Raw genomic sequence first — 25,809 nt, 5'->3', positions numbered from 1 at the left:
CCCTGCCGCCTGGCTGTCAACTGCTTTTGCGCACCCTGAGGTACCACTCGCACAGCAGTCGCACCTGCTTTTGCGTGTAGCCCTTGGCGACCATGCGGGTGACGAAATCCTCGTGTTTGCGTGCATCCTCGGTGCTGGCCTTGGCGTTGAAGCTGATCACCGGCAGCAGCTCCTCGGTATTGGAGAACATCTTCTTCTCGATCACCAGACGCAGTTTTTCGTAGCTGGTCCAAGCCGGGTTCTTGCCCTGATTGTTGGCGCGCGCGCGCAGCACGAAGTTGACGATTTCATTTCGGAAATCCTTGGGATTGGCAATGCCCGCGGGCTTTTCGATCTTCTCGAGCTCGGCGTTCAGCGCGTTGCGGTCAAAGACTTCGCCGGTATCGGTGTCGCGGTACTCGCTGTCCTGAATCCAGTAGTCGGCATAGGTCACGTAGCGGTCAAAAATGTTCTGGCCGTACTCGCTGTAGCTCTCCAGGTAGGCGGTTTGAATTTCCTTGCCGATGAACTCGGCATAGCGCGGCGAGAGGTATTCCTTGATGAAGCCGATGTATTTCGTCTCCGCGTCACCGGCGAACTGCTCGCGCTGGATCTGCTGCTCCAGCACATACATCAGGTGCACCGGATTGGCCGCCACCTCGGTGCTGTCGTAGTTGAAGACCTTGGAGAGAATCTTGAAGGCAAAGCGCGTGGAAATGCCGCTCATGCCCTCATCCACCCCGGCGTAGTCGCGGTACTCCTGGTAGCTCTTGGCGCGCGGGTCGGTGTCCTTCAGATTCTGGCCGTCGTAGACCTTCATCTTGCTGTAAAGACTGGAATTCTCGGGTTCGTGCAGGCGCGTGAGCACCGAGAACTGTGCCATCATTTTGAGAGTGCCTGGCGCACACACCGCTTGCGCCAGCGACGATTCTCGTATCAGTTTTTCGTAGATCTTGATCTCTTCGGAAACGCGCAGGCAGTAGGGCACCTTGACGATGTAGATGCGGTCCAGAAAGGCCTCGTTGTTCTTGTTGTTGCGAAACGCCTTCCACTCGCTCTCGTTGCTGTGCGCCAGCACGATGCCGTCAAACGGGATCGCGCCAAAGCCCTCGGTGCCCTTGTAGTTGCCCTCCTGCGTGGCCGTGAGCAGCGGATGCAGCACCTTGATGGGTGCCTTGAACATCTCCACAAATTCGAGCAAGCCTTGGTTGGCCAGGCACAGGCCGCCGCTGTAGCTGTAGGCGTCGGTATCGTCCTGCGCGAAGTTTTCCAGCTGGCGGATGTCGACCTTGCCCACCAGGCTGGAGATGTCCTGGTTGTTCTCGTCGCCCGGCTCGGTCTTGGCGATGCCGATCTGCTTGAGCACGCTGGGGTAGCGCTTGACGACGCGGAATTTGCGGATGTCGCCGCCGAATTCCTCCAGGCGTTTGACGGCCCAGGGTGAGAGCACGCGCTGCAGGTAGCGCTGCGGAATGCCGAATTGCTCCTGCAGGATGGGCCCGTCTTCCTGCGGGTCGAACAGGCCCAGCGGCGATTCGTTGACCGGCGATCCCTTGAGCGCGTAGAACGGCACCTTCTGCATCAGCGCCTTCAGGCGCTCGGCGATCGAGCTCTTGCCGCCGCCCACCGGCCCCAGCAGATAGAGAATCTGCTTGCGCTCTTCCAGCCCCTGCGCCGCGTGGCGAAAGAAACTCACCACCTGCTCTATGGCGTCTTCCATGCCGTAGAACTCGGCAAAGGTCGGGTAGCGGCGGATGACCTTGTTGGCAAACAGGCGCGAGAGCGTGGGGTCGTCGCGCGTATCGACCATCGTCGGCTCGCCAATCGCGGCCAGCATGCGCTCGGAAGCCGTGGCATAGGCGCCAGGATCGCGCTTGCACAGTTGCAGATAGTCGTCGATCGACATCTCCTCTTCACGTTCGCGTGCGTAGCGTGCGGCGAAGTTGCTGATGGCGTCCATGTGAGACCTCCTGTGACAAGCCCTTCTTTTCGGAGTCGGGCCATGCTGCAAAGTTGCAGCGCCGTGGCTGTGTTGTAGCACCAACGACGTGCATGCGGCCGGGCAATAGCGGACTTCGCAACACTCTTTTTCAGCAATCGCCCGGCCCCGCCCAATGCGTGATACGGTTCATCCTTTCCGTGTTGTCATGCGAAAGCTGCCGCCCGTACCCAGAGCCCTTGACCGGATGACGCCGCGGCGCTGGCTGCAGGTCTCTGTCGTGGTTGCCGTGCTCACCATCGTGCTCAAGACGCTGGCATGGTGGATCACCGGCTCGGTCAGCCTGCTGTCGGATGCGCTGGAGTCGTTCGTGAACCTCGCGGGTGCCATGTTTGCCCTGGCGATGGTCACTGTCGCTGCGCGCCCGGCCGATGCCGAGCATCCGTTCGGGCACCACAAGGCCGAGTATTTCTCCTCGGGTTTCGAGGGCATCCTGATCGTTGGCGCGGCAGCGGCGATCTTCTGGGCAGCGATCGTGCGGCTGGCGTCCCCGCAGCCGCTGGAGCAGCTGTCCTGGGGGCTGGGGCTGGCGGTCCTGAGCTCGGTATTCAACGGCCTGCTCGCGTGGGGCATGTTGCACGCGGCGCGATCGCGCCGCTCCATCGCGCTGGAGGGCGATGCGCGCCATTTGTTCACCGACGTGTGGACCTCCGCCGGTGTGGTGCTGGGTCTGTTGCTGGCCTGGGCCACGGGCTGGCACTGGCTCGATCCGGTGGTGGCGCTGTTGGTGGCGCTGAACATCCTCAAGGAGGGTGCCTCGCTGGTGTGGCAGGCTTCGCAAGGCCTGATGGACGAGGCACTGCCGCCGCAGCAGCTGGCCACGGTGCAGGCGGCGCTGGACCAATTCGCGCAGGCGAGCCACGGCGCGGTGCGGTTTGACGGCCTGGGTTCCCGGCGTGCCGGCAGTCGCAGTTTCGTGCAGCTGCACATGCATGTGCCGCAGAATTGGACGCTGGGTCACGCTGCGGCGCAGCGCGCCGCCGTGGAGGCGGCGCTGATGGCGGCCGTGCCGGGGTTGGTGGCGGTCATCGAGCTGCTGCCCACGGGGGCCAGCACGGTGTTCGAACAGACGGAAGGCGCACAGGACCTTGCCGCGCTGTGAGGCGGCTGTCCGCAGGCCGCCAGCAGGGTCAGCTGGCGCAGGCGTCCGCCGCGAACTCCGGCATGCCCCGCATCTGCTCGTAAAGCGGGGTGAAATCGCCCGCCGTCATCTCGAACAGCTGCTCGAAGCTGTCGATCACGAAGTAGGTCTGCTGGTAGCTGTCGATCTTGTAGCGCGTGCGCATGGTACGCAGCAGATCAAGCGGGCGGCGCTGTGGTTCGGGGCTTTGCACCGAATAGGGCAGCTCACCCGCCGAGCTCAGGATGCCGGCGCCATAGGCGCGCAAGCCACCGGCCTCGCGGATGAGGCCGAATTCGATGGTGTACCAGTACAGGCGCGAGAGCATCTCGCACGAACCCAGGCGCGCCGCCTTCAGGCCACCCTCGCCATAGTTCTGCATGTAGTCCGCGATGTGCGGGTTGAACAGCATGGGTACATGGCCGTAGAGGTCGTGGAACACGTCGGGCTCGACGATGTAGTCGAATTCCTCGGGCTTGCGGATCCAGTCCGTGACCGGGAACTTGCGGTTTGCCAGCAGCGAGAAGAAGGGCTCTTCCGGAATCAGCCCCGGCACCGCGACCAGCTCCCAGCGCGTGGCCTTGTGCAGTTGCTCGTTGATGTCGTCGAAGCGCGGGATGCGGTCCTTGGCGCCCAGGCGTGGCAGCGCATCAATGAAAGCCTGGCTTGCCAGCCCCGGCAATTGCGCGGTCTGGCGCTCGTACAGGCGCCGGTAGGTGTCATGGTCCTGCCCGGTGTAGGCGGACCAGTCTTGCGCGCAGGTGTAATCGTCGTTGGCGCGGGCGTAGTCCCCACGCGGCGGGCGCGTGCCTTCTCCGTAAACGACGGGTTGGACGGCCATCTCAGGCGTCCTTGCCGCCGACCACGCCGCGCTGCACTTGGTCGCGCTCTATCGATTCGAACAGCGCCTTGAAGTTGCCCTCGCCAAAGCCCTCGTCGCCCTTGCGCTGGATGAATTCGAAGAACACCGGCCCCATGATGGGCGTGGAGAAAATTTGCAGCAGCAGCCGCGGCTGGCCGCCCGCGGTGGAGCCATCGAGCAGGATGCCGCGCGACTGCAGCTCGGCCACCGGCTGGCCGTGGCCTGGCAGGCGATCTTTGAGCATGTCGTAGTAGGCCTGGTTGGGCGCGGGCGGCGTGGGCACGCCGGCCATCTGCAGACGGTCCACCACCTCGATCAGGTTGTCGCAGCTCATCGCGATGTGCTGGATGCCCTCGCCATTGAACTGCATCAAAAATTCTTCGATCTGCCCGCCGCCCTGGCGCGCCTCTTCGTTGAGCGGGATGCGAATCTTGCCGTCGGGCGCGGTCATCGCCTTGCTGGTCAGGCCCGTGTACTCGCCCTGGATGTCGAAATAACGGATTTCGCGGAAGTTGAACAGGTGCTCGTAGTACTTGGCCCAGAAGCCCATGCGACCGCGGTAGACGTTGTGCGTCAGGTGGTCGATTTCCTTGAGGCCGTGGCCGCGCGGGTGCGGATCGACGCCTGGCAGCCATTCAAAGTCGATGTCATAAATCGTCTCGCCGTCGCGAAAACGATCGATCAGGTACAGCGGCGCGCCGCCAATGCCCTTGATCGCGGGCAGGCGCAGCTCCATCGGGCCGGTGGGAATCTCGATGGGCTGTGCGCCCAACTCCAGCGCGCGCTTGTAGGCGTAGGGCGCGTTTTCCACGCGAAACGCCATGCCGCAGGGCGAGGGGCCGTGCTCGGCGGCGAAGTAGCCGGCCTGGCTGTTTTTCTCGCGGTTCAGGATGAAGTTGATGCCGCCCTGGCGGTACAGCACCACGTCCTTGGAGCGGTGCCTGGCCACCGGGCTGAATCCCAGCTTTTCGAACAGCGGCTCGATCACGCCGGCCGTGGGTGAGGCGAATTCGACGAACTCGAAGCCCATCAGCCCCATGGGGTTCTCGCGGCTGGCGGTTTCGTGGATGGTGCTGGCAGGCATGGCGGCAGTCATGAAGGTCTCCTGTTGATTGGTAGGTGCAAACCTTTGACTGTAGGCGCGTGTGCGATCAATTTTTGTGCAAACATTGCAATGCAGTAGCCGAAATGCGCAACAAAATTGCATCAACCCGCTGGTTCGCGCCGCAAATGCCGAAAGACAAGCATGACAGATTCGCCGATTGCCCTGGACAAGCTCGATCGCGCCATCTTGCGTCGCCTGCAGGACGACGGTCGCGAGACCTATGAATCGATCGGCGAGCAGGTGGGTCTGTCGGCCAGCGCCGTGCTGCGCCGGGTCAAGCGCCTGGAAGAGGTGCGAGCCATCGCCCGCTACGTGGCGCTGGTGCGTCCCGAGGCGGTGGGGTTGGGGCTGACGGCCTATCTCAACGTGCGGCTCGAAAAGAACACCGAGACGCACAAGCGCAACCCCATGGATCTGTTTCGCGCCGCGGTGCAGAGCTGGCCGGAGGTGGTGGAATGCGCCTCGCTCACCGGCGAGATGGACTACCTGCTGCGCGTGGTGGTGCGCGACATGGCGCACTACAGCCGCTTCGTGATGGATACCCTGCTTAAGCACCCCAGCGTGCAGGACTGCAAGACCAGTTTTGTGCTCGATACCGTCAAGAGCACCACGGCGATGCCGGTCTAGCGCGGTGGCTGGCGCAAGGGTGCGCGGCTTGGGGTCTGGCGGCCAATCCGCTATCCTTGTCCCTCTATCGACTTTTGCACGCCCTACGTGTCCGACCCCAACCCTGCGCAGGCGCCCGACAAGGACGACAAGCGCACGCTGCTGCAGCGCCTGGTGGAATTCCTCCACCCCCGCCCCGAAACCACGGACGAGCTGATTGCCACGCTGGCCGAAGCGGAGGACAACGCGGTCATCCACACCGATTCGCGCGTCATGCTCGAGCGCGTGCTGCAGATGGCCGAGATGACGGCGGCCGACATCCTCGTGGCCGCGCCGCGCATGGACGTGCTGGACATCGACACCGACCGCGAAGCCCTGGTGATGCAGGTCATCCGCACCGCGCACTCGCGCTTCCCGGTGGTGCAGGGCACACGTGACAACATCATCGGCATTCTGCTGGCCAAGGATTTGCTCAAGCTGCAGCGCGCGCCCGATCTCAGCTTGCGCACGCTGGTGCGCCCGGCGCTCTTCGTGCCGGAGAACAAGGATTTGCAGGCGCTGCTGCGCGAGTTCCGCGCCACGCGCAACCACATGGCCATCGTGGTCGATGAATTTGGCCGCACCGCGGGGCTGGTCACGTTTGAGGATGTGATCGAGCAGATCGTCGGCGAGATCGAGGATGAATTCGATACCGAAGACGAGCCCGAGGGCGACATCTTCGCGCTGGCCGACGACAGCTGGCGCGTGAGCGGCGACACGCCGATCGAGCGCGTGGCCGAGAGTTTCGAGTGCACGCTCCAAGGCTCCGATCCGGACGAGGCGTTCGACACCATCGGGGGTCTGATTGCGCACGAACTGGGCCACATGCCGCGTCGCGGTGAGTCGCTGGCCTTGGGCGGCCTGTTGTTCACCGTGCTGCACAACAAGGGCGGCGCGGTGCGCTGGTTCAAGGTCACGCGCACCGCCCAGGGCGTGGCAGCCGACGCAGCGCAGGGCGGATGAAGGCGCTGCTGGCGGCGCTGCTGGCCGGGCTGGCGCAGGCGGCATCGATCGCCTGGCCCGGTAGCGGCGAGCCCGCGTGGTGGCTGCAGATCGCATCGCTGGCGCTGCTGGTGCATCTGCTGCTCGCGGCGCCGGGCTGGCGCGCCGCAGCGCTGCGCGGCTGGGTGTTTGCTACTGCCTGGCTTGCGGGCGTGTTCTGGTGGCTGTTCATTTCCATGCACACCTATGGCGGCCTGGCGGCGCCGCTGGCGGTGCTGGCGGTGCTGGGTCTGGCGGCCTTTCTTGGCAGCTATTACGCCATTGTTGCTGGCTATTTTCAGGCTGTAGCGCCCGCCAAAAAAGAGCTGTCAGCTCTTGTTTTTGCATTGCTCTGGCTGCTGGCGGAGCTCGCGCGAGGGCAGTGGTGGACGGGCTTTCCCTGGGGTGCGGGCGGCTATGCGCAGATCGATGGCCCGCTGGCCCGGCTGGCGCCCGCGGTGGGGATGTATGGCATCACGGCGGTGGCGGCAGGGCTTGCCGCGCTGCTGGCGCAGGTGCGAGCAGCGGACGGGCGCAGGCTGCGTTGGTGGGGCGGCGCGGTGGCCCTGGTGTTGGTCTGGCAGCTGGCCGGGTGGGCGCAGCATGCCGGGGATGAGGGCCTTGACGTGCACAAGCCGATCAGCCTGGCGCTGCTGCAGGGCAATATTCCGCAAGACGAAAAATTTCAACCCGGCAGCGGTGTGCCGCTGGCGCTGGCCTGGTATGGCGCGCAGATCCGCTCGGCCACGGCGCAGCTGGTGGTGGCGCCTGAGACCGCGATCGCGCTGCTGCCCCAGGAGCTGGAGCCCGGCTATCTGGAGGGCGTGACGGCGCGCTACCGCGAAGGCCGGCAGGCCTTGCTCGTGGGCATTCCGCTGGGCAGTCTGCGTACGGGCTATACCAATTCCGTGCTCGGCTTTGCCGCCGGTCGGCAGGCGCCGTATGAGTACGACAAGCACCATCTGGTGCCGTTTGGCGAATTTATCCCGCCGTTTTTCCGCTGGTTCACCCAACTCATGCACATTCCGCTCGGCGACTTCAATCGCGGTGCCGTGGGCCAGGCGCCGTTTGACTGGGCGGGTGAGCGGCTTGCTCCCAACATTTGTTACGAAGATCTCTTCGGCGAAGAGCTGGCGCAGCGCTTTCGTGACCCGGCGCAGGCGCCGACCATCATGGTCAATGTCAGCAACATCGGCTGGTTTGGCGATACGGTGGCGATCGCGCAGCACCTGACCATCAGCCGCATGCGCGCGCTGGAGTTCCGGCGGCCGATGGTGCGCGCGACCAACACCGGTGCGACGGCCGTCATCGATCATCGCGGACAGGTGATCGCGCAACTGCCTGCCATGACGCGGGCGGTCCTCGACACCACGGTGCAAGGCGTGACAGGCAGTACGACCTTCTATGCCTTCTGGGCCGGTCGCTGGGGATTGGCGCCGCTGTGGGTGCTCGGTTTGACAGCGGCGCTGGCCGCCTGGTGGGGTTGGCGCCGGCGGGCACTGGCGCAACTGTGAGAAAAATGCCACGCCAGGGCTGCAGGCTGCGCCGGGGCGATTGCTGTGGACGGCGTGCGTTCGTTATTCCGCAATAGAATGGCCCTTCATGATTTTTTGTCAATTGGAGAATCCGATGCAGTACCGCCACGCCCTGGGCGCCCTTGCCGTTCTGACCGCAGCCATGACCGGCAGCGCCGCGTTTGCCCAATCCAACGTCACCCTGTATGGCATCGCTGACGCCGCAATGGGCAAGGTGGCCGGTGGCAAATTCGGCATGATCAGTGGCAGTGGCCTGATGGCCAACACCCCGAGCCGCGTCGGCGTGCGCGGGACCGAAGACCTGGGCGGTGGTCTGAAGGCGGGTTTCCAACTGGAGACGGGCATCAATCTGAAGGACGGTGCGCAGCAGAGCATTGGCCCGACGTTCTGGGGCCGCCAGTCGCACATGTGGCTGGCCGGTGGCTGGGGCACTTTCGACATGGGCCGCACGTTCGCGCCGACGTTTTCTGCGATCTCGGCCTGGGAGTTGACGAGCATGGCCAACTATTCGCCGGTTCGCAAAACCTATGCAGACATCGGCGCGTCGCGCAACAGCAACCAGTTCAGCTACTCCACGCCCAATTTCAGCGGTTTGTCGGCAACTGGCGGTTACATCCTGAAGAACGACAACGGCGGCAAGGCCAAGTGGGACATCAACGTCATCTACCGCCAGGGGCCGTTGACTGCCTCGCTGGGCGTCAACAAGCAGCAAACCGAGAAGACCGGCTACGTCGTCGGCGGCCGCTACAACTTTGGCAACTATGCTCTTGTGGCCTCGTACAGCGACAACCACGGCAAGCGCGCCGGACTTTCCATCGGCGGACAAATGCGTATGAACGCCTGGACCCTGACGGCCGACCTGGTACGCGACACCAAGAACAACGCGGGTCCCAAGAAGTACACCAATGCGCTCCTGGAGGCCAAATACGCGTTGTCCAAGCGCACCTTCATGTACGCGGCCTACCTGCGTCTGGATGGCGGCAACAACTACGGCTTGGGTCTGCGCCACAATTTCTGATAGCAGGCGAGACCGGTTGCATGGCGCCAGTTGTGGCGCCATGCGCTTGACAGAAGGAGCGCGGGACGGAAATGGTTGGGGTGGGGGGGCTACTACACTAGTGGCTCTGCGAGACGGATGCAAGCGCAGATAATTGGCGGTTGACCATCGCACCGCGTATACGCCCCTCAAAATTACCATGGCCGAATCCTTCTCCTACGACCAGCTCATCGCCTCGGGCGAAGGGCGCCTCTTTGGCCCCGACGCCGGACGACTGCCGCTGCCGCCGATGCTGATGTTCGACCGCATCACGCATATCGACAACGAAGGTGGCATGCACAACCAGGGGAGGATCGTGGCGGAACTGGACGTCCGCCCCGACCTCTGGTTTTTTGACTGCCATTTTCGTGGCGATCCCGTCATGCCGGGCTGCCTCGGGCTGGACGCGATGTGGCAGCTCATCGGCTTTTATCTCACCTGGCTGCGCCTGCCGGGGCGTGGCCGCGCGCTGGGTGCGGGCGAGGTGAAATTCACCGGCGAGGTTGGCCCCGACGTGAAGCTGGCCACCTACGAGATCGACATCAAGCGGGTGATCAAGCGCAAGCTGAACATGGCGATTGGCGATGCGCGCCTGCTGGCCGATGGCAAGGAAATTTACGTTGCCCACGATCTGCGCGTTGGTCTGTTTCTGCGCGACGGGGGCGACAAGGACGCAGCATGAACACAAAGCGCGTGGTGATCACCGGCGCGGGCATTGTCTCGTGCATCGGCAACGACCTCGGTGCGGTGGAGGCGTCGCTGCGCGCGGGGAAAAGCGGCATTGAAGCCGTGCCCCAGTTCACCGAGCTGGGCTTGCGCAGTCAGGTGGCGGGTGTACCGCATGTCGACATCGAGGCGCGCATCGATCGCAAGCAGTTGCGCTTCATGGGCGATGCCGCGGCGTATGCGCAGATTGCGCTGCAAGACGCGATAGCGCAGGCGGGTCTGGCACCGCAGGAGGTAAGCCATGCGCGCACCGGCCTCATCATGGGCTCGGGCGGCGGTTCGCCCGCCAACCAGATCGAGGCGGCCGACACTTTGCGCAGCAAGGGCATCCGTCGCGTCGGCCCCTACCAGGTCACGCGCTGCATGAGCTCGACCGTATCGGCCTGCCTGGCAACGAATTTCAAAATCAAGGGCATCAACTACTCCATCACCTCGGCCTGCTCCACTTCGGCACATTGCATAGGTGCGGCGGCGCAACAAATCGCATGGGGCATGCAGGACGTGATGTTTGCTGGCGGTGGTGAAGAGTTGTCCTGGGGCATGGCGCTGTTGTTCGATGGCATGGGCGCAATGTCCAGCAAATACAACGCCACACCCGACAAGGCCTCGCGTGCCTACGATGCCAATCGCGACGGCTTTGTCATCGCCGGCGGCGGCGGCGCGGTGGTGCTCGAAAGCCTGGAGCACGCGCAGGCACGCGGCGCCACCATCCTGGCCGAGGTGGCGGGTTTTGGTGCCACCAGCGATGGCGAGGACATGGTTGCGCCCTCGGGCGATGGCGCCATTGCCTGCATGCGCCAGGCGATGGAATCCCTGGATGCACCCATCGATTACATCAACACCCACGGCACTTCCACCCCCGTGGGTGACATGCAGGAAGTGCGCGCCATGCGCAGCGTGTTTGGCGACAAGGTGCCGCCGTTTTCCAGCACCAAGTCGCTGACCGGCCATTCGCTGGGCGCCACCGGCGTGCAGGAGGCCATCTACTGCATGCTGATGCTGCAAAAGGGTTTCATCGCCGGTTCCGTCAATGTCGAAACGCCCGACCCCGAGCTCGATGGCATGCCGCTGGTCACCGCCACGCGCGATGCGCAGCTCACGACCGTGCTGTCCAACAGCTTTGGCTTTGGCGGCACCAACGCCAGCCTGGTCCTGCGCCGCTGGGGCGGTTGAGCCGAGGTTCAGCCCTCGGATTCGCCCAGGCCGATCGGGCTCGGCGCGATGCGCACGATGCGATGAAACAGCTGCTCGTATTCGGGTGACAGCTCTGCGCCCTTGGCCAGCGGGTCGCGGTTTTTGGCAAATGCGGCATCGATGGCAGCCCAGTCGTCGGTGGTGAAGACCTTCAGCGCAGCGGGAATGATCACGGTTTCCTCCAGCCGCATGTGCTCGAGGTAGAAGGTGATGTAGCTGTTCAGGTTCTTGGCGAACACCTCGCGCCGCCCCTCGCCCATCAGCTCCCAGGCCAGCAGCTGGTGCTGCAGCTCGCGCACCGCGCGCTCGCCGTTGGCGTGATCGCTCTCGAGATGCTCGAGCACCTGCGAGTGCTCCGACATGCGCGCAAGCAGCGGCTTGAACAGCAGTTCGGTTTCCTTGGGGTGGTGCTCTTTTTCCGGCACCTCGTCGATGTAGAACAGCATCGCCCGCATGGCGTCGAAAAACGGCTGCGGGTCATCTCCCGGGCCGCGCTGCAGCATCAGGCGCAGCGAGCGCAGTACGGCGGCGATGGAAAAGTGTTCTTCGCGAATGATGCGCAGGGCGGTCGATTCCATGGTCAGGCCCCAAAGGATTTTTACAGGCTGCCAGCGTGACAGCATCGATGGCCGGCGTCCATGATCCAGGTCAAGAAGCGCTTGCATTGCATTGGCTGCGACCGGATGCGCCAGCGCCTGGTGTCCGCGTCTGCGTGCTGGGGCCGCCGCCGTCATGACGCTGTCACAAAGCGCTTCTAGAGTAGGCAGCGTTGTTCAACTCTGCACGCTTCGTGCTTTTCATGATGCAATCGATGCGACTGATTCTGGTTTGGGCCATGGCGACGGCCGGGATGGCTTCTCCGGCACTGGCACAGCAGGAGGCCACCGGCGCTGGCGCGAGTTTCCCGGCGCCGCTGTACGCCAAGTGGGCGGCGGATTACCACAAGGCCACGGGCGTGAAGATCAATTACCAATCCGTGGGCTCGGGCGCGGGCCTGCGCCAGATCGAGGCCAAGACGGTGGATTTTGGCGCGTCCGATGCGCCGCTCAAGGACGCAGACCTGGCCGCCAAGGGTCTGGTGCAATTTCCCACGGTGATTGGCGGCGTGGTACCCGTGGTCAACATCAAGGGCATTGCCCCGGGGCAACTCAAGCTCAGCGGCCCCGTGCTGGGGGACATCTATCTGGGCAAGATCACCAAGTGGAATGACGCGGCGATTACCGCGCTCAACCCCGGGGTCGCCCTGCCCGATGCCGATATCGCCCCCGTGCGCCGCGCCGATGGCTCGGGCACGAGTTTCATCTTCACCAATTACCTGAGCAAGGTGAATGCCGAGTGGAAAGCCAAGGTGGGTGAGGGCACGGCGGTGAACTGGCCGCTGGGCGCGGGCGGCAAGGGCAATGAAGGCGTGGCGGCGTTCGTGGGCCGCCTGGCGAATTCGATCGGCTACGTCGAGTACGCCTACGTCAAGCAGAACAGGATGACCTTCGTGCAGATGCAAAACGCCGAAGGCCAGTTCGTCGCGCCGGAGGACGAGGCATTCAAGGCCGCGGCTGCCGGTGCCGACTGGAACAAGAGCTTCTACCAGATTCTGACCAATCAAGGTGGCAAGGCCGCCTGGCCCATCACCGGCGCCACCTTCATCCTGATGCACAAGGTGCAGGACAAGCCGCAGCAGGCGGCCACCGCGCTTCAATTCTTCGAATGGGCCTACAAGGGCGGCGACAAGACGGCGGCCGATCTGGACTACGTGCCCATGCCCGAAACGGTAAAGGGGCAGATCGCCAAGTCCTGGGGGCAGATTGTGGACGGTGCGGGCAAGCCGATTGAACTGAAATAATCGAGCGCTTGTTGCTTCCCCGCCTCCACCCCCTCCCGCGCGCGGGAGAGGGCGGGGGCGGCTCCTCGCCATGCATCAAAGAAGCCCGACTGTGTCCACTACCTTGACTTCCGCGGCGCCGTCCCGGGTGCAGCCGGTGCGCCCGCCTGGGTCGCGCCCCTGGCTGCCCGCGCAGTGGGCGGATCGTTTGTTTGCGCTCTCGGCCCGTGGCGCCGCGCTGCTGACCCTGGCGCTGCTGCTGGGCGTGCTGGTGTCGCTCGTCATCGGCGCCTGGCCTTCCATCGCGCATTACGGCCTGGGCTTTTTGACCAGTGCTACCTGGGACCCGGTGCAGAACGATTACGGCGGCCTGGTGATGATCTACGGCACGCTGATGACCTCGGCCATCGCCCTGGTGATCGCCGTGCCGGTGAGCTTCGGCATCGCGCTGTTCCTGACCGAGCTGTCGCCCGCCTGGCTCAAGCGTCCGCTGGGCACGGCCATCGAGCTGCTGGCCGCCGTGCCGTCCATCGTCTATGGCATGTGGGGGCTGATGGTGTTCGGCCCCATCCTGGCCGCCTGGGTGCAGCAGCCGCTGCAGGCGCTGTTCAAGGGCGTGCCCTTTCTGGGTGCGCTGGTGTCCGGCCCGCCGGTGGGCATCGGCATTTTGTCGGCGGGCATCATTCTGGCGATCATGGTGATCCCCTTCATCGCCTCGGTCATGCGCGACGTGTTCGAGGTCACGCCCGCTCTGCTCAAGGAATCGGCCTACGGCCTGGGGGCGACCACCTGGGAGGTGGTGTGGAAGGTGGTGCTGCCCTACACCAAGACGGGCGTGCTCGGCGGCGTGATGCTGGGCCTGGGCCGCGCGCTGGGCGAGACCATGGCCGTGACCTTCGTCATCGGCAACATGAACCAGCTGAACTCGCTCTCGTTGTTCGAGGCCGCCAACAGCATCACCTCGGCGCTGGCCAATGAATTCGCCGAGGCCGGGGAGGGCCTGCACCAGGCCTCGCTGATCTACCTGGGGTTGGTGCTGTTTGGCATCACCTTTATCGTGCTGTCGCTGTCCAAGCTGCTGCTGAGCCGCCTGCAAAAGGGCGAGGGAGCGCGCGCATGACGACCTCGCAAAAACTCATTTCGGCCGCCGAACTGGCGCGCACCCGCCAGGCCCGCTTTGCGGCGCGCAAGCGGATGAACCAGATCGCGCTGGCCCTGTCGCTCGCCGCCATGGCCTTCGGCGTGTTCTGGCTGGTGTGGATTTTGTGGGAGACGATACGCCTTGGCATCGGCGGCCTGTCGCTGTCGCTGTTCACCGAGATGACGCCGCCGCCCAACGACGCTGGCGGCCTGGCCAATGCGATCTGGGGCTCGTTCATCATGGTGCTGCTCGCGACCTTCGTCGGCACGCCGATCGGCATCCTCGCCGGCGTCTATCTGGCCGAATACGGGCGCCAGGGTGCTCTTGCGGCCAGCACGCGCTTTGTCAACGACATCCTGCTGTCCGCGCCCTCCATCGTGCTGGGCCTGTTCGTCTACACCGTGGTGGTGGCGCGTTTCAAGAGCTTCTCCGGCTGGGCGGGCGCTCTGGCGCTGGCGCTGATCGTCATTCCGGTGGTGATCCGCACGACGGAAAACATGCTGCTGCTGGTGCCCGCCAGCCTGCGCGAAGCCGCCTACGCCCTGGGAGCGCCCAAGTGGAAGGTCATCATCCTGGTGACGCTGCGGGCCGCGCGCGCCGGGGTCATCACCGGCGTGCTGCTGGCCGTGGCGCGCATTGCGGGCGAGACGGCGCCGCTGTTGTTCACGTCGCTGAACAACCAGTTCTGGAACGGCGACCTGGACAAGCCCATGGCCAGTCTGCCGGTGACCATCTTCAAATTTGCCATGAGCCCGTACGAGAACTGGCAGCAGCTCGCCTGGGCCGCCGTCTTCCTCATCACCGCCGCGGTGCTGGGCCTGAACATCCTGGCGCGCGTGCTGACACGCCAAAAATGACACCATGACCACCGTATCATCCCCTCCCGCCATGCCTGCCAAGCTCGCCGTGCGCGACCTGAACTTCTACTACGGCAAGTTCCACGCCTTGAAGGGCATCAACCTCGACATTCCGGCCAACCAGGTCACGGCCTTCATCGGCCCCTCGGGCTGCGGCAAATCGACGCTGCTGCGCACCTTCAACCGCATGTTCGAGCTCTACCCGGAGCAGCGCGCCCAGGGGCAAATCCTGCTCGACGGCGACGACTTGCTCACCAGCAAACAAGACGTGGCGCTGATCCGCGCCAAGGTCGGCATGGTGTTCCAGAAACCCACGCCGTTTCCCATGTCGATCTACGACAACATCGCCTTTGGCGTGAAGCTGTTCGAGAGCCTGAACGCCAGCGACATGGACGAGCGCGTGGAATGGGCGCTGCGCAAGGCCGCGCTGTGGGCCGAGGTCAAGGACAAGCTGCACCAGAGCGGCAGCGGCCTGTCGGGCGGGCAGCAGCAGCGCCTGTGCATTGCGCGCGGCATTGCCATCAAGCCCGAGGTGCTGCTGCTGGACGAGCCCTGCTCGGCGCTGGACCCCATCTCCACGGCAAAAATCGAAGAATTGATTGCCGAGCTCAAGAACGACTACACGGTGGTCATCGTCACGCACAACATGCAGCAGGCGGCGCGCTGCAGCGACTACACGGCGTACATGTACCTGGGCGATCTGGTGGAGTTTGGCGCCACGCAGACAATGTTCTTCAAGCCGCAGCGCAAGGAGACCGAGGACTACATCACCGGGAGATTCGGATGAGCGACAAACACCTTTCCACCCAATTCGACAGCGAACTCAACCAGGTATCGGCCCGTGTGATGGAGCTGGGCGGGCATGTGGAATCGCAGATCCGCCAGGCGATCGCCGCGCTCTCGCAGTTCAGCCTGGAGGCGGCGGCGCAGGTGGAGGCGATTGAAAACCGCGTCAACCAGATGGAGGTCGAGATCGACCACGAGCTGACCACCATCATCGCGCGGCGCCAGCCCACGGCGCGCGATCTGCGCCTGCTGATGGCGTTTTCCAAGGCGACCAACAACCTGGAGCGCATGGGCGACGAGGCCACGCGCATGGCTCGCATGGTGCGTTCCATCATCGAAAGCGGCGCGGCGCGCTCGCTGCCCAGCAACGAACTGCGCGTGGCCGCCGACCTGGCATCGGGCCTGCTGCGCAAGGCGCTGGACGCCTTTGCCCGGCTCGACACCCAGGCGGCGCTGGCCATTTTGAGGGAGGATGACCTGATTGACCAGGAGTTTGACGGCTTCGTGCGCAAACTCATCACCTACATGATGGAAGATGCGCGCACCATCTCGGCCAGCCTGGATCTGCTGTTCCTGGCCAAGGCGATCGAGCGCATCGGCGACCATTCCAAGAACATCGCCGAGCTCATCATCTACCTGGTCGAGGGCAAGGACGTACGCCACACGGCGCTGCAGGATATTGAAACCGCTCTGCGATGAACCACTGCCCCCACACTCCCTGGCTTCGCGCAGTCCGCTGCCCCCCGGAAGGACCGTTTTTTCATCTGGGGGCGGCCCGGCGATGAAGCATTTGCCACGTGTGCTGGTCGTTGAAGACGAATCGGCAATTGCCGAACTGATCGCCGTCAACCTGCGCCATAACGGGTTCGAGCCGGTGCTGGCCGAGGACGGTGCGGCCGCCCAGCGCGAACTGGACGCCGTGCTGCCCGACGTGGTGCTGCTCGACTGGATGCTGCCGGGCCAGAGCGGCCTGCAGCTGGCGCGCAAATGGCGTGCCGACCCGCGTACCAAACCCGTTCCCATCCTCATGCTGACCGCGCGTGGCGACGAACCCGACAAGGTGGCGGGGCTGGACGCCGGCGCCGACGACTACATCACCAAGCCCTTTTCCCCCCAGGAGCTGCTGGCGCGCATCCGTGCCGTTTTGCGCCGGCGCGCGCCCGAGCAGGTGGCCGATGGCGTGGTCCTGGGCGGGTTGGAACTGGATGCGGGCACCCGCCGCGCGAGCTGGCACGGCGAGCCGCTCAAGCTGGGACCGGCCGAATTCAAGCTGCTGCACTACCTGATGAAGCACGCCGAACGCGTGCACAGCCGCGCGCAGCTGCTCGACAAACTCTGGGGCGACCACGTCTGCATCGAGGAGCGCACGGTGGACGTGCACGTCAAGCGCCTGCGCGAGGCACTGGGTGCCGCCAGCCCGATGCTGGAAACCGTGCGCGGCGTGGGCTACCGGCTCACGGCGCAGGGTGAACTATTAAAATAAATAGCATGCCGCGCTTTGCATGAAAGCGTTTCAGCCGCTTTTCTTTCAATAATCCGAATGTCCCCGTGATGTGGCCGTGGTTCGTTCTGCTGGGTCTGCTGCTGGCCGTCGGGGCGTGGCAAGCCCGGATCGCCTGGCAGGCCAGGCGCGTCATCCGCTGGCTGCGCCAGGGTGCCGACCCGGCGCAGGCGCCGGTGCTGCGCGGCGCCTGGGGCGAGGCGGCGCAGCGCCTGCGCCGCCTGCTGCGCCAGCACAATCAGCGCGCGGCAGCCAGCGAGGCGCGGTTGCAGGATTTCCTTGCCGCGCTGCAGGCATCGCCCAACGGCGTGGTGCTGCTGGATGCGCAGGGGCACATTGAATGGTTCAACCAGCAGGCGGCGCAGCACTTCGGCCTGGAGGCCGAGCGAGACCGGCAGCAGGCCATCGGCAACTTGCTGCGCGAGCCGGCCTTTGCCGCCTACTGCGCGCAGGGCGACTTCACGCAGGATCTGCTGCTGCCGGGGCGCGACAGCACGCCCACGCACCCGGTGCGGCTGGCGCTGCGCCTGCACCCCTATGGCGAGGGGCGGCGCCTGATGCTCGCGCGCGACGTCACCGCCATCGAGCAGGCCGATGCGATGCGGCGCGATTTCGTCGCCAACGTCTCGCATGAAATCCGCACGCCGCTCACCGTGCTCGCCGGCTTCGTGGAGACCCTGCAGACCCTCGAACTGACGCAGGACGAACGCGCGCGCTACCTGGGCCTGATGGCACGGCAGGCCGCGCGCATGCAGTACCTGGTGCAGGACCTGCTGACGCTTTCGCGCCTGGAAGGCAGCCCGTTGCCGGACAGGGCCGAATGGACGCCAGTGCGGCGACTGCTGCGGCATGTGGCGGATGAGGCGCGCACGCTGTCGGTGGCGCTGAGGCCGGAGAACGCAGCGCCCCAGACCCTGGAGTTTCCGGCGGACGCTGCGCTGCAGGCGGCCGGTGAGCTGGCCGGCAGTGCCTCCGAACTGCAGAGCGCACTGTCCAATCTGGTGACCAATGCCGTGCGCTATACCCCTGCGGGCGGCCGCATCAGCGTCCGGTGGCAGCCTTTGGCGCGCGGCGGTGCGCGCTTCGTGGTGCAGGACACCGGCCCCGGCATCGCCGCCGAACACCTGCCGCGTCTGACAGAGCGCTTCTATCGCGCCGACCCTGGCCGCTCGCGCGAAAACGGTGGTACCGGCCTGGGCCTGGCCATCGTCAAACATGTGCTGCAGCGCCACGGTGCGCAACTGCACGTCGCGAGCATCGTTGGTCAAGGTTCGACGTTTTCCGTGGATTTCCCGGTCGACCGGTGGCGCGCTGCCTGCTCGCCGTTACTCTAGAATTCGCCCGTCATTGGGGAGTAGCCGCTCTCGCGCCGCGAGAGGCCGACGTCAACACGCTTGGTCCGCTCCTGGGCCATGGCGTCGGCAGCAACCATGCCTGGCAAGACCTTTGGCCACCATGCCTGCCGTTCGGCTGGACGGGCGTGGTGGTCAATCGTCTTTTATCCGGCCCGGACTTTGCATATGGAAGCCCTCCTCGTCTCCACCGGCGTCGTCGCCCTGGCCGAAATCGGCGACAAGACGCAGCTGCTCGCCTTCATCCTCGCGGCGCGCTTCAAGAAGCCGCTGCCCATCATCCTGGGCATTCTCGCCGCCACCTTGGTCAACCATGGCCTGGCCGGCGCGCTGGGGGCCTGGATCACCGCGGTGGTGCAGCCCCATGTGCTGCGCTGGGTGCTGGGCCTGTCCTTCATCGCCATGGCGATCTGGACGCTGATCCCCGACACGATGGACGAGGATGAGGCCAGGGTCACGCAGCACCTGGGGGTTTTTGGCGCCACGCTGGTCACCTTCTTCCTTGCCGAGATGGGCGACAAGACGCAGATCGCCACCGTGGCCATGGCCGCGCATTACGGCACGCCGCTCGTGGTGGTGATCGGCACCACGCTGGGGATGATGGTGGCCGACGTGCCGGCGGTGTTCATTGGCGGCAAGCTGGCCGGACGCATCCCGATGAAGCTGGTGCACTCCATTGCCGCCGCCGTTTTTGTGGCGCTGGGCGTGGCGACGCTGCTGGGCGCGGGCGCGGACTTCGGCTTGTGAGGGGGCGGGCGCCGGGCAACGCCGTCAGCGCCGCAGCTCCAGCAGCAGCGGCAGCAGCACGCTGATCCCGCGCACCAGGCGCCTGGGTCCGGCCAGCACGGCAGCGCCCAGGCCCAGCGCCACCACCAGAGGGTGGCGGCGGGCGAACGACCAGAGCTGCTCCGGCAATGGGCCTTTCTCATCCATCACGCCGCGCGGCCGGCTGCGGTAAGCACGCAGCCGCTCGCGCTGCGCCGCGATGCGCTCCAGCAGTTGCTGCTGCCCGGGCGAAGGCGGGCGCGCCGGCATCAGAGCTGCCCCCGGAGCAGGCGCCAGTCCTCGGCCAGCTCGCGGCGGGTCAGCGCAAACAGGCCGCGGGCTTCGCGTGCCAGGCGCATCAGCCATGCGATGGCCACCGCGCTGGCCGCGCACCAGACCGCCGCCAGCGTCCAGGCGGCGGTGATGCGATACGGCGTATCCCAGAACTGCACCAGGACGGCGATGGACAGCAGCAGCAGCGCCACGAGCACCAGCGCACCGGAGAAGATCAGCAGCAGCGCGAGCTGGAACAGCCGGTGGCGGTGCTCTTCCCATTCCATGCGCGCCAGCGCCAGGCGGTCCTCGGCCGCCTGCGCGCCTTCCGCCACGGCGCTGCGCCAGCGTTCGCTGACGCCGCTCCAGCGCAGCAGGGACGAAAAATCCAGACGCGCCATGGCGTGCAGCGGCAGGCTCAGCGCCGCGCGAGCAGGAAGCCGACGAGGGCGCCGACGGCCAGCGCCGCGCCCGCCACGCGCCAGGGGTCGTCGTGTGCGTAGCTGTCGGCCGCGCGGGCGGCATCCCTGGCGCGCTGGGACGCGTCCTGGGCGGCGCGTGCAGCGGCGTCGCGCATGGTCTGCACGCCACCGTCCAGGCGGTCGCGCAGCTGGCGGATTTCGGGAATGCTGTCCAGCTCCCGGTTGGCCAGCAGCTTGCGCAGATCGCCCACCAGGCGGTCGATTTCACCCGTTACGCCTGGAATGTCGGAGGATTCGGTCATCGGTTCGCCTTTCATCGGTGATTGCAGGGGCGCCGCGGTCGTTGCGTGCCGGGGCAGCCATCTTAAGACAAGGGCCATGCATGGTGTCCCGGGGCGGCAGAGCCGTACCGCCAGATGCGCAGGGGGTATCCGCTTCACAACCGCGCTGACCGTCCTAGAATGGGCCCAGGCGCGATCGCGTCCAAGGGCGGGTGCACCACGATCTGGTGCGTCCGCCCGCCACCAACCGCGCCAGACACCATCCGGCGCAAGGAGACTGTGGATGACTACCCCTGAAGCCCTCAGGCTGCATATACCTGAGCCCACGGGTCGGCCTGGCGGCACGACCGATTTTTCCTATCTTCTGCTCTCCAGGGCGGGCGAGGTTCCCCGGCCGTCGCCGGATGTGCCCGCATCGGCGACGGCCCCCATGGCCAAGAGTCTGGTGCGCGTGCTGGACGATGACGGCAAGGCGCAAGGCCCCTGGGCCCCTGCGTTGCATCCTGCGCCGCGGCCTGCGCGCCATGGTCAAGACGCGCTTGTTCGATGCCCGCATGCTGATCGCACAGCGCCAGAAAAAGCTGTCGTTCTACATGCAGTGCCTGGGCGAGGAGGCGATCGCCATCGCCCATGCGGCGGCGCTGCGCGAAGGCGACATGAATTTCCCGACCTATCGCCAGCAGGGTCTGGTGCTGTGCCGCGACGACATCTCGCTGGTGGAGATCATCTGCCAGCTGATGAGCAACGCGCGCGATCCGCTCAAGGGGCGCCAGCTGCCGGTGCTCTATTCCTACAAGCGCGCGGGCTACTTTTCCACCTCGGGCAATCTGGCCACCCAGGTGCCGCAGGCCGTAGGCTGGGCGATGGCGTCGGCGATCAAGGGCGATACCAAAATCGCGTCGGCCTGGATAGGTGACGGCTCCACGGCGGAAGCGGACTTTCACACCGCGCTCACCTTCGCGCACGTGTACCGCGCGCCGGTGATCGTCAACGTGGTCAACAACCAGTGGGCGATTTCCTCGTTTCAGGCGATTGCGGGTGGCGAAGGCACGACCTTTGCCCAACGCGGCGTGGGCGTGGGTCTGGCGTCGCTGCGCGTCGATGGCAACGATTTCCTGGCGGTGTACGCCGCCTCCAGCTGGGCCGCCGAGCGTGCTCGCAGCAACCACGGCGCGACGCTGATCGAATGGGTGACCTATCGCGGCGGCGCGCACTCCACGTCGGACGATCCGTCCAAGTACCGGCCGGCCGACGACTGGCAGCGCTTTCCGCTCGGCGATCCGATTGCGCGCCTGAAGCAGCATTTGATCGTCACCGGCGAGTGGAGCGAGGCGCAGCACGAGGCCATGACCAAGGAGCTCGAAGCTCAGATCATCGCGGCGCAGAAGGAGGCCGAGAGCTACGGCACGCTGCTTGATGGCCGCGTGCCCAGTGCTGCGACCATGTTTGAAGATGTCTTCAAGGACATGCCGGAGCACCTGCGCCGGCAGCGCCAGCAACTGGGGGTGTGAGCCATGAGCACACAAGATCAAGCCCAGGGCACCAGCGTGCCCATGACCATGGTGCAGGCGCTGCGTTCGGCGCACGACGTGATGATGGCGCGCGACGAGAACGTCGTCGTCTACGGCGAGGACGTAGGCTATTTCGGTGGCGTGTTTCGCGTCACCGAGGGCCTGCAGGCCAAGTATGGCAAGACGCGCTGCTTTGACGCGCCGATTTCCGAATCCGGCATCGTCGCCACCGGCCTCGGGATGGCGGCCTACGGTCTCAAGCCCGTGGTCGAAATCCAGTTTGCTGACTATTTTTACCCGGCGATGGATCAGATCGTCTCCGAGCTGGCGCGGTTGCGCTTTCGTTCCGCGGGTGATTTTTCCGCGCCGATGGTGATCCGCATGCCCTGCGGCGGCGGCATCTACGGCGGGCAGACGCACAGCCAGAGCCCCGAGGCGGTGTTCGCACACATCTGCGGCATCCGCACCGTGATGCCGAGCAACCCCTATGACGCCAAGGGTCTGCTCATCGCCTCGATCGAGTGCGAGGACCCGGTGATCTTTCTGGAGCCCAAGCGCCTGTACAACGGGCCGTTCGATGGCCGACACGACCAGCCCGTCGTTCCCTGGTCCAAGCACGACATGGGCAAGGTACCCGAGGGCTATTTCAAGGTGCCGCTCGATAGCGCGGCGATCTTTCGCCCCGGCAAGGCGGTGACGGTGCTGACCTACGGCACCATGGTCTGGGTGGCCGAGCGCGCGGCGATCGACACCGGCATCGACGCCGAGATCATCGATCTGCGCTCGATCTGGCCGCTCGATCTGGAGACCATCGTCAACTCGGTGAAGAAGACCGGGCGCTGCGTCGTGGTGCACGAAGCCACGCGCACCGGCGGCTTTGGCGCCGAACTGACCGCGCTGGTGCAAGAGCATTGCTTCTACCACCTGGAGGCGCCGATAGCGCGCGTCGCCGGCTGGGACACGCCGTATCCGCATGCCCAGGAATGGGCTTATTTCCCCGGCCCGGCGCGTGTTGGCGCCGCCCTCAAGCGCACCGTGGAGGCATGAACATGGGTATCTACATCATCCGCGTGCCCGACATTGGCGAGGGCATTGCCGAAGTGGAAATCGCCGGCTGGCATGCGCAGGTGGGCGATGCGGTGGCCGAAGACCAGATCATCGCCGACATCATGACCGACAAGGCGACGGTGGAAGTGCCCTGCCACGTGCACGGCAAGGTGGTGGCGCTGGGCGGCAAGGTGGGCGACGTGCTCGCCGTCGGTGCTGAGCTGGTGCGCCTGGAAGTCGAGGGCGAGGGCAACTTCAAGGAGGGCGCTTCACCCCTTCCCCCCGTGGGGGAAGGCAGGGATGGGGGCGCGGTGCCTGCGGGGGCGACGGCGAAAGTTGCTGCTCCGGCGGCCAGCCCCCACCCCAACCCCGGTGCTGGCGGCGAGACGCCGCCGCCCTTCAGGCTGTCCAATTCCGCGCAGGCGGAATTGGAGCCGCAGCCTTCAGCCCCAGCGGGGGAGAGAGCGACGGCACCCGCTTCTGTAGCTGTGCACGCGCCAAAGAAGAGCGCCGCCGCGCCTGCCAAGGCCCCTGTGCACGCAGTGCGCAAGGAGGGCGAACGGCCTCTGGCCGCGCCCTCGGTGCGCCAGCGCGCCCTCGGCATGGGCATCGAGCTGCGCTTCGTTGCGGGCAGCGGCCCGGCCGGGCGCATCCTGCACGAAGACCTCGACGCCTTCGCCACGCGTGGCGGCGCGCCCGTCGCGGGTGGCTCGATCTATGTCGAGCGCCACGGTGAGCAAGACATCCCCGTGATCGGCCTGCGCCGCAAGATCGCGCAGAAGATGCAGGAGGCCAAGCGCCGCATCCCGCACTTCAGCTATGTGGAAGAGGTGGACGTGACCGAGCTCGAAGCGTTGCGAGCGCGCGTCAACAAGCTGCATGGCGACACGCGCGGCAAGCTCACGCTGCTGCCCTTCCTGATCCGTGCGATGGTGGTGGCGCTACGCGACTTCCCGCAAATCAACGCGCGCTATGACGACGACGCGGGCGTGGTCACGCGCTACGAGGCGGTGCACCTGGGTATCGCCACGCAGACCGATGGCGGCCTGATGGTGCCGGTGCTGCGCCATGCCGAGGCGCTCGACCTGTGGCAGTGCGCCGGCCGCGCGAGGAGCTGTCGGGTTCGACCATCACGCTCACCAGCCTCGGGCCGCTGGGCGGCATCGTCAGCACGCCGGTGATCAACCACCCCGAGGTGGCGATCGTCGGCGTCAACCGCATCGTCGAGCGCCCGATGATCCGCGAAGGCCAGGTGGTGGCGCGCCAGTTGATGAACCTGTCTTCATCGTTCGACCACCGCGTGGTCGATGGCATGGATGCGGCGCGCTTCATCCAGGCCGTGCGCGGCCTGCTGGAAGCGCCGGCGCTGCTTTTCATCGAATGATCGCGGGAGGCAAGAGAACATGAAGGAAATCACAACCAAGCTGCTGGTCATCGGCGGTGGCCCCGGCGGCTACGTCGCGGCGATCCGTGCCGGGCAACTGGGCGTGCCCACGGTGCTCGCCGAAGGCGCGAGCCTGGGCGGCACCTGCCTGAACATCGGCTGCATTCCATCGAAGGCGCTGATCCACGCCGCGCACGACTTCGAGCAGGCGCGCGCGCAGGCGGCGGGCACTTCGCCCATGGGCATCCACGTGAAGGAGCCGACGCTTGATCTGGCGCATGCGCTCTTGCGCAAGGCGGGCGTGCAGGTTCTGAATGGCTGGGCCACGGTCGAGGATGGCAAGACCGCCGTCGTGCAGGTGGGTGGCGAAACGGTACGCGTGCGCTGCGAGCATCTGCTCATCGCGACCGGCTCGGAGCCCGTTGCGCTGCCCAACATGCCCTTCAGCGGTGATGCGGGCGGCGCCATCTGGTCTTCGACCGACGCACTTTCGCCGACGGAGCTGCCCAAGCGCCTGGTGGTGGTGGGCGCGGGCTACATCGGCCTGGAGCTCACCTTCGCCTATCGCAAGCTGGGCACCGAAGTCACCGTGGTCGAGGCCGCCAGCGACATCCTGCCGCGCTATGACGAGGCCTTGACCAAGCCGGTGCTTGACGCGCTCAAGAAGGCGGGCGTGGTGCTGCACCTGGGTTGCAGCGTCGCGGGCTGGGACGCCAAGAGCGGCGTGCACGTGAGGAACGCCCGCGCCGACGAGTTCGCGCTGCCCGCCGACAAGGTGCTCGTCGCCGTGGGCCGCAGGCCGCGCGCCACCGGCTTTGGCATCGAGGGCCTGCAACTCACGATGAACGGCCGCGCGATCGCGATCGACGCGCACTGCGCCACATCCATGCGCAATGTCTGGGCCATTGGTGACGTCACCGGCGAGCCGGTGCTCGCGCATCGCGCGATGGCGCAGGGCGAGTGCGTGGCCGAGCAGGTCGCGGGCAAGCCGCGGCGCTTCGAACCGATGGCGATCCCGGCCGTGTGCTTCACCGACCCGGAGGTCGTGGTCTGCGGCCTGACGACGGCCGAGGCCAAGGCGGCGGGCATCGAGACCATCGAGGCGAGCTTCCCCTTCGCCGCCAACGGCCGCGCAATGACGCTGGGCGCCGAGGGCGGCTTCGTGCGCGTGCTCGCGAGGAAGAGCGACCATGTCATCATCGGCTGGCACGCGGTCGGAAGCAGCGTCTCCGAGCTGTCCGCAGCCTTTGGCCAGTCGATCGAGATGGGCGCGCGGCTGGAAGACGTGGCGGGCACGATCCACGCGCACCCGACGCTGGGCGAGGCGGTGCAAGAAGCGGCGCTGCGCGCGCTGGGGCACGCGCTGCACATTTGACTTCGGCCTCTGCGCGACGGGCCTTTTTCCCCCTCCCCCTCTGGGGGAGGGGGGGTGGGGGCCAGCGGCGCTGAAAATTTCAAAACCGCTTGACCTGCACGCGCTGCTGGCCG

24 protein-coding genes, 2 pseudogenes and 1 riboswitch are annotated in these 25,809 nt (G+C 65.8%); of the genes and pseudogenes, 19 read left to right on the top strand and 7 right to left on the bottom strand.

What is annotated here, in order from left to right; all coding sequences use genetic code 11:
- Nucleotides 1-16 precede the first annotated feature (16 nt).
- On the bottom strand, nucleotides 17-1,939 hold the full coding sequence (locus ABS45_RS15000; protein ID WP_291556765.1) for a PrkA family serine protein kinase: 1,923 nt from the start codon (nucleotides 1,937-1,939) through the stop codon (nucleotides 17-19).
- 187 nt (nucleotides 1,940-2,126) lie between these two features.
- Between ABS45_RS15000 and ABS45_RS14995 the strand changes: the two genes are divergently transcribed.
- Entirely contained in the window at nucleotides 2,127-3,080 is a 954-nt protein-coding gene (locus ABS45_RS14995; protein WP_291556762.1) for a cation diffusion facilitator family transporter, read from the top strand.
- A gap of 28 nt (nucleotides 3,081-3,108) precedes the next feature.
- Here the strand turns inward: ABS45_RS14995 and phhA are convergent, their stop codons facing one another.
- Complete coding sequence (gene phhA / locus ABS45_RS14990; protein WP_291556759.1) at nucleotides 3,109-3,939, bottom strand: phenylalanine 4-monooxygenase; 831 nt, start codon at nucleotides 3,937-3,939, stop codon at nucleotides 3,109-3,111.
- Between the two features lies 1 nt (nucleotide 3,940).
- Nucleotides 3,941-5,056 (bottom strand): 4-hydroxyphenylpyruvate dioxygenase, encoded by a 1,116-nt coding sequence (gene hppD / locus ABS45_RS14985; RefSeq protein WP_291556756.1) that lies wholly within the window; start codon nucleotides 5,054-5,056, stop codon nucleotides 3,941-3,943.
- A gap of 150 nt (nucleotides 5,057-5,206) precedes the next feature.
- On the opposite strand from hppD, the gene ABS45_RS14980 reads away from it, so the two are divergent.
- From ABS45_RS14980 to fabB, 6 genes are all read left to right on the top strand, one after another.
- Nucleotides 5,207-5,692, top strand: coding sequence for an Lrp/AsnC family transcriptional regulator (locus tag ABS45_RS14980; RefSeq protein ID WP_291556753.1), 486 nt, complete (start codon nucleotides 5,207-5,209; stop codon nucleotides 5,690-5,692).
- Between the two features lie 87 nt (nucleotides 5,693-5,779).
- On the top strand, nucleotides 5,780-6,673 hold the full coding sequence (locus tag ABS45_RS14975; protein WP_291556750.1) for a transporter associated domain-containing protein: 894 nt from the start codon (nucleotides 5,780-5,782) through the stop codon (nucleotides 6,671-6,673).
- Nucleotides 6,670-8,205, top strand: coding sequence for an apolipoprotein N-acyltransferase (lnt, locus tag ABS45_RS14970; protein ID WP_291556747.1), 1,536 nt, complete (start codon nucleotides 6,670-6,672; stop codon nucleotides 8,203-8,205). The genes ABS45_RS14975 and lnt overlap by 4 nt, the downstream gene beginning before the upstream one ends.
- A gap of 88 nt (nucleotides 8,206-8,293) precedes the next feature.
- Nucleotides 8,294-9,244 (top strand): porin, encoded by a 951-nt coding sequence (locus tag ABS45_RS14965; protein WP_291556744.1) that lies wholly within the window; start codon nucleotides 8,294-8,296, stop codon nucleotides 9,242-9,244.
- A gap of 178 nt (nucleotides 9,245-9,422) precedes the next feature.
- A complete protein-coding gene (fabA, locus tag ABS45_RS14960) occupies nucleotides 9,423-9,944 on the top strand; it encodes a 3-hydroxyacyl-[acyl-carrier-protein] dehydratase FabA (RefSeq protein ID WP_291556741.1) in 522 nt (173 codons plus the stop codon).
- Entirely contained in the window at nucleotides 9,941-11,161 is a 1,221-nt protein-coding gene (gene fabB / locus ABS45_RS14955; protein ID WP_291556738.1) for a beta-ketoacyl-ACP synthase I, read from the top strand. The genes fabA and fabB overlap by 4 nt, the downstream gene beginning before the upstream one ends.
- Before the next feature lie 8 nt (nucleotides 11,162-11,169).
- Here fabB and ABS45_RS14950 read toward each other — a convergent pair whose 3' ends face one another.
- The gene (locus ABS45_RS14950) at nucleotides 11,170-11,760 is read right to left on the bottom strand and encodes a hemerythrin domain-containing protein (RefSeq protein ID WP_291556735.1); all 591 of its coding nucleotides are present in this window, start codon (nucleotides 11,758-11,760) and stop codon (nucleotides 11,170-11,172) included.
- Nucleotides 11,761-11,993: 233 nt separating this feature from the next.
- Between ABS45_RS14950 and pstS the strand changes: the two genes are divergently transcribed.
- From pstS to ABS45_RS14910, 8 genes are all read left to right on the top strand, one after another.
- A complete protein-coding gene (gene pstS, locus ABS45_RS14945) occupies nucleotides 11,994-13,022 on the top strand; it encodes a phosphate ABC transporter substrate-binding protein PstS (protein WP_245593841.1) in 1,029 nt (342 codons plus the stop codon).
- A gap of 127 nt (nucleotides 13,023-13,149) precedes the next feature.
- The gene (gene pstC / locus ABS45_RS14940; protein ID WP_291557278.1) at nucleotides 13,150-14,121 is read left to right on the top strand and encodes a phosphate ABC transporter permease subunit PstC; all 972 of its coding nucleotides are present in this window, start codon (nucleotides 13,150-13,152) and stop codon (nucleotides 14,119-14,121) included.
- Complete coding sequence (pstA, locus tag ABS45_RS14935) at nucleotides 14,118-14,999, top strand: phosphate ABC transporter permease PstA (RefSeq protein WP_291556732.1); 882 nt, start codon at nucleotides 14,118-14,120, stop codon at nucleotides 14,997-14,999. The genes pstC and pstA overlap by 4 nt, the downstream gene beginning before the upstream one ends.
- Nucleotides 15,000-15,003: 4 nt before the next feature.
- Nucleotides 15,004-15,786 (top strand): phosphate ABC transporter ATP-binding protein PstB, encoded by a 783-nt coding sequence (gene pstB / locus ABS45_RS14930; RefSeq protein WP_291556729.1) that lies wholly within the window; start codon nucleotides 15,004-15,006, stop codon nucleotides 15,784-15,786.
- A complete protein-coding gene (gene phoU, locus ABS45_RS14925) occupies nucleotides 15,783-16,484 on the top strand; it encodes a phosphate signaling complex protein PhoU (RefSeq protein WP_024538135.1) in 702 nt (233 codons plus the stop codon). Before pstB ends, phoU begins: the two co-directional genes overlap by 4 nt.
- 82 nt (nucleotides 16,485-16,566) lie before the next feature.
- On the top strand, nucleotides 16,567-17,268 hold the full coding sequence (gene phoB, locus ABS45_RS14920; protein ID WP_291556722.1) for a phosphate regulon transcriptional regulator PhoB: 702 nt from the start codon (nucleotides 16,567-16,569) through the stop codon (nucleotides 17,266-17,268).
- Between the two features lie 65 nt (nucleotides 17,269-17,333).
- Nucleotides 17,334-18,620 (top strand): phosphate regulon sensor histidine kinase PhoR, encoded by a 1,287-nt coding sequence (gene phoR / locus ABS45_RS14915; RefSeq protein WP_291556719.1) that lies wholly within the window; start codon nucleotides 17,334-17,336, stop codon nucleotides 18,618-18,620.
- Nucleotides 18,621-18,623: 3 nt separating this feature from the next.
- Nucleotides 18,624-18,800: riboswitch (yybP-ykoY riboswitch) on the top strand.
- 6 nt (nucleotides 18,801-18,806) lie between these two features.
- Nucleotides 18,807-19,385, top strand: coding sequence for a TMEM165/GDT1 family protein (locus ABS45_RS14910; protein WP_291556716.1), 579 nt, complete (start codon nucleotides 18,807-18,809; stop codon nucleotides 19,383-19,385).
- A gap of 24 nt (nucleotides 19,386-19,409) precedes the next feature.
- On the opposite strand, the gene ABS45_RS14905 is transcribed toward ABS45_RS14910, so the two are convergent.
- From ABS45_RS14905 to ABS45_RS14895, 3 genes are read right to left on the bottom strand one after another with little or no spacing between them, the layout of a single operon-like run.
- Entirely contained in the window at nucleotides 19,410-19,673 is a 264-nt protein-coding gene (locus tag ABS45_RS14905; protein WP_029695897.1) for a hypothetical protein, read from the bottom strand.
- Nucleotides 19,673-20,077: a phage holin family protein gene (locus ABS45_RS14900; protein WP_051384865.1), complete on the bottom strand. Its 405-nt coding sequence runs from the start codon at nucleotides 20,075-20,077 to the stop codon at nucleotides 19,673-19,675. The genes ABS45_RS14905 and ABS45_RS14900 overlap by 1 nt, the downstream gene beginning before the upstream one ends.
- Before the next feature lie 17 nt (nucleotides 20,078-20,094).
- Entirely contained in the window at nucleotides 20,095-20,400 is a 306-nt protein-coding gene (locus ABS45_RS14895) for a DUF883 family protein (protein ID WP_291556710.1), read from the bottom strand.
- A 262-nt stretch (nucleotides 20,401-20,662) separates the two neighbouring features.
- Between ABS45_RS14895 and ABS45_RS14890 the strand changes: the two are divergent.
- The 4 genes and pseudogenes from ABS45_RS14890 (at nucleotide 20,663) to lpdA (ending at nucleotide 25,696) form a co-directional block, all read left to right on the top strand.
- Nucleotides 20,663-21,890, top strand: a pseudogene (locus ABS45_RS14890) (thiamine pyrophosphate-dependent enzyme).
- Between the two features lie 3 nt (nucleotides 21,891-21,893).
- Nucleotides 21,894-22,937 carry an alpha-ketoacid dehydrogenase subunit beta gene (locus ABS45_RS14885; protein ID WP_291556707.1) on the top strand — a complete coding sequence of 348 codons (1,044 nt, stop codon included), beginning with the start codon at nucleotides 21,894-21,896 and terminating at the stop codon, nucleotides 22,935-22,937.
- Nucleotides 22,938-22,939: 2 nt separating this feature from the next.
- Nucleotides 22,940-24,321 (top strand): annotated as a pseudogene (locus ABS45_RS17655) (dihydrolipoamide acetyltransferase family protein).
- Nucleotides 24,322-24,340: 19 nt separating this feature from the next.
- Nucleotides 24,341-25,696 (top strand): dihydrolipoyl dehydrogenase, encoded by a 1,356-nt coding sequence (gene lpdA, locus ABS45_RS14865; protein WP_291556704.1) that lies wholly within the window; start codon nucleotides 24,341-24,343, stop codon nucleotides 25,694-25,696.
- Nucleotides 25,697-25,809: the final 113 nt, after the last annotated feature.

Origin of the sequence: Comamonas sp. SCN 65-56 (assembly GCF_001724135.1) — a bacterium.
Lineage (GTDB): Bacteria > Pseudomonadota > Gammaproteobacteria > Burkholderiales > Burkholderiaceae_C > Comamonas_C.
The sequence above is the reverse complement of the archived record's forward strand: the minus strand, read 5'-3'. Positions and strand labels throughout refer to the sequence as shown.

Coding starts and splice junctions, on each gene's coding strand:
- pstB (WP_291556729.1), top strand. CDS start 15,004: ATGACCACCGTATCATCCCCTCCCGCCATGCCTGCCAAGCTCGCCGTG.
- ABS45_RS14895 (WP_291556710.1), bottom strand. CDS start 20,400: ATGACCGAATCCTCCGACATTCCAGGCGTAACGGGTGAAATCGACCGC.
- hppD (WP_291556756.1), bottom strand. CDS start 5,056: ATGACTGCCGCCATGCCTGCCAGCACCATCCACGAAACCGCCAGCCGC.
- ABS45_RS14910 (WP_291556716.1), top strand. CDS start 18,807: ATGGAAGCCCTCCTCGTCTCCACCGGCGTCGTCGCCCTGGCCGAAATC.
- ABS45_RS14885 (WP_291556707.1), top strand. CDS start 21,894: ATGAGCACACAAGATCAAGCCCAGGGCACCAGCGTGCCCATGACCATG.
- ABS45_RS14980 (WP_291556753.1), top strand. CDS start 5,207: ATGACAGATTCGCCGATTGCCCTGGACAAGCTCGATCGCGCCATCTTG.
- ABS45_RS14950 (WP_291556735.1), bottom strand. CDS start 11,760: ATGGAATCGACCGCCCTGCGCATCATTCGCGAAGAACACTTTTCCATC.
- lpdA (WP_291556704.1), top strand. CDS start 24,341: ATGAAGGAAATCACAACCAAGCTGCTGGTCATCGGCGGTGGCCCCGGC.
- ABS45_RS14905 (WP_029695897.1), bottom strand. CDS start 19,673: ATGCCGGCGCGCCCGCCTTCGCCCGGGCAGCAGCAACTGCTGGAGCGC.
- lnt (WP_291556747.1), top strand. CDS start 6,670: ATGAAGGCGCTGCTGGCGGCGCTGCTGGCCGGGCTGGCGCAGGCGGCA.
- phhA (WP_291556759.1), bottom strand. CDS start 3,939: ATGGCCGTCCAACCCGTCGTTTACGGAGAAGGCACGCGCCCGCCGCGT.
- fabA (WP_291556741.1), top strand. CDS start 9,423: ATGGCCGAATCCTTCTCCTACGACCAGCTCATCGCCTCGGGCGAAGGG.
- ABS45_RS14965 (WP_291556744.1), top strand. CDS start 8,294: ATGATTTTTTGTCAATTGGAGAATCCGATGCAGTACCGCCACGCCCTG.
- ABS45_RS14995 (WP_291556762.1), top strand. CDS start 2,127: ATGCGAAAGCTGCCGCCCGTACCCAGAGCCCTTGACCGGATGACGCCG.
- phoB (WP_291556722.1), top strand. CDS start 16,567: ATGAAGCATTTGCCACGTGTGCTGGTCGTTGAAGACGAATCGGCAATT.
- phoU (WP_024538135.1), top strand. CDS start 15,783: ATGAGCGACAAACACCTTTCCACCCAATTCGACAGCGAACTCAACCAG.
- fabB (WP_291556738.1), top strand. CDS start 9,941: ATGAACACAAAGCGCGTGGTGATCACCGGCGCGGGCATTGTCTCGTGC.
- pstA (WP_291556732.1), top strand. CDS start 14,118: ATGACGACCTCGCAAAAACTCATTTCGGCCGCCGAACTGGCGCGCACC.
- ABS45_RS15000 (WP_291556765.1), bottom strand. CDS start 1,939: ATGGACGCCATCAGCAACTTCGCCGCACGCTACGCACGCGAACGTGAA.
- ABS45_RS14900 (WP_051384865.1), bottom strand. CDS start 20,077: ATGGCGCGTCTGGATTTTTCGTCCCTGCTGCGCTGGAGCGGCGTCAGC.
- pstS (WP_245593841.1), top strand. CDS start 11,994: ATGCGACTGATTCTGGTTTGGGCCATGGCGACGGCCGGGATGGCTTCT.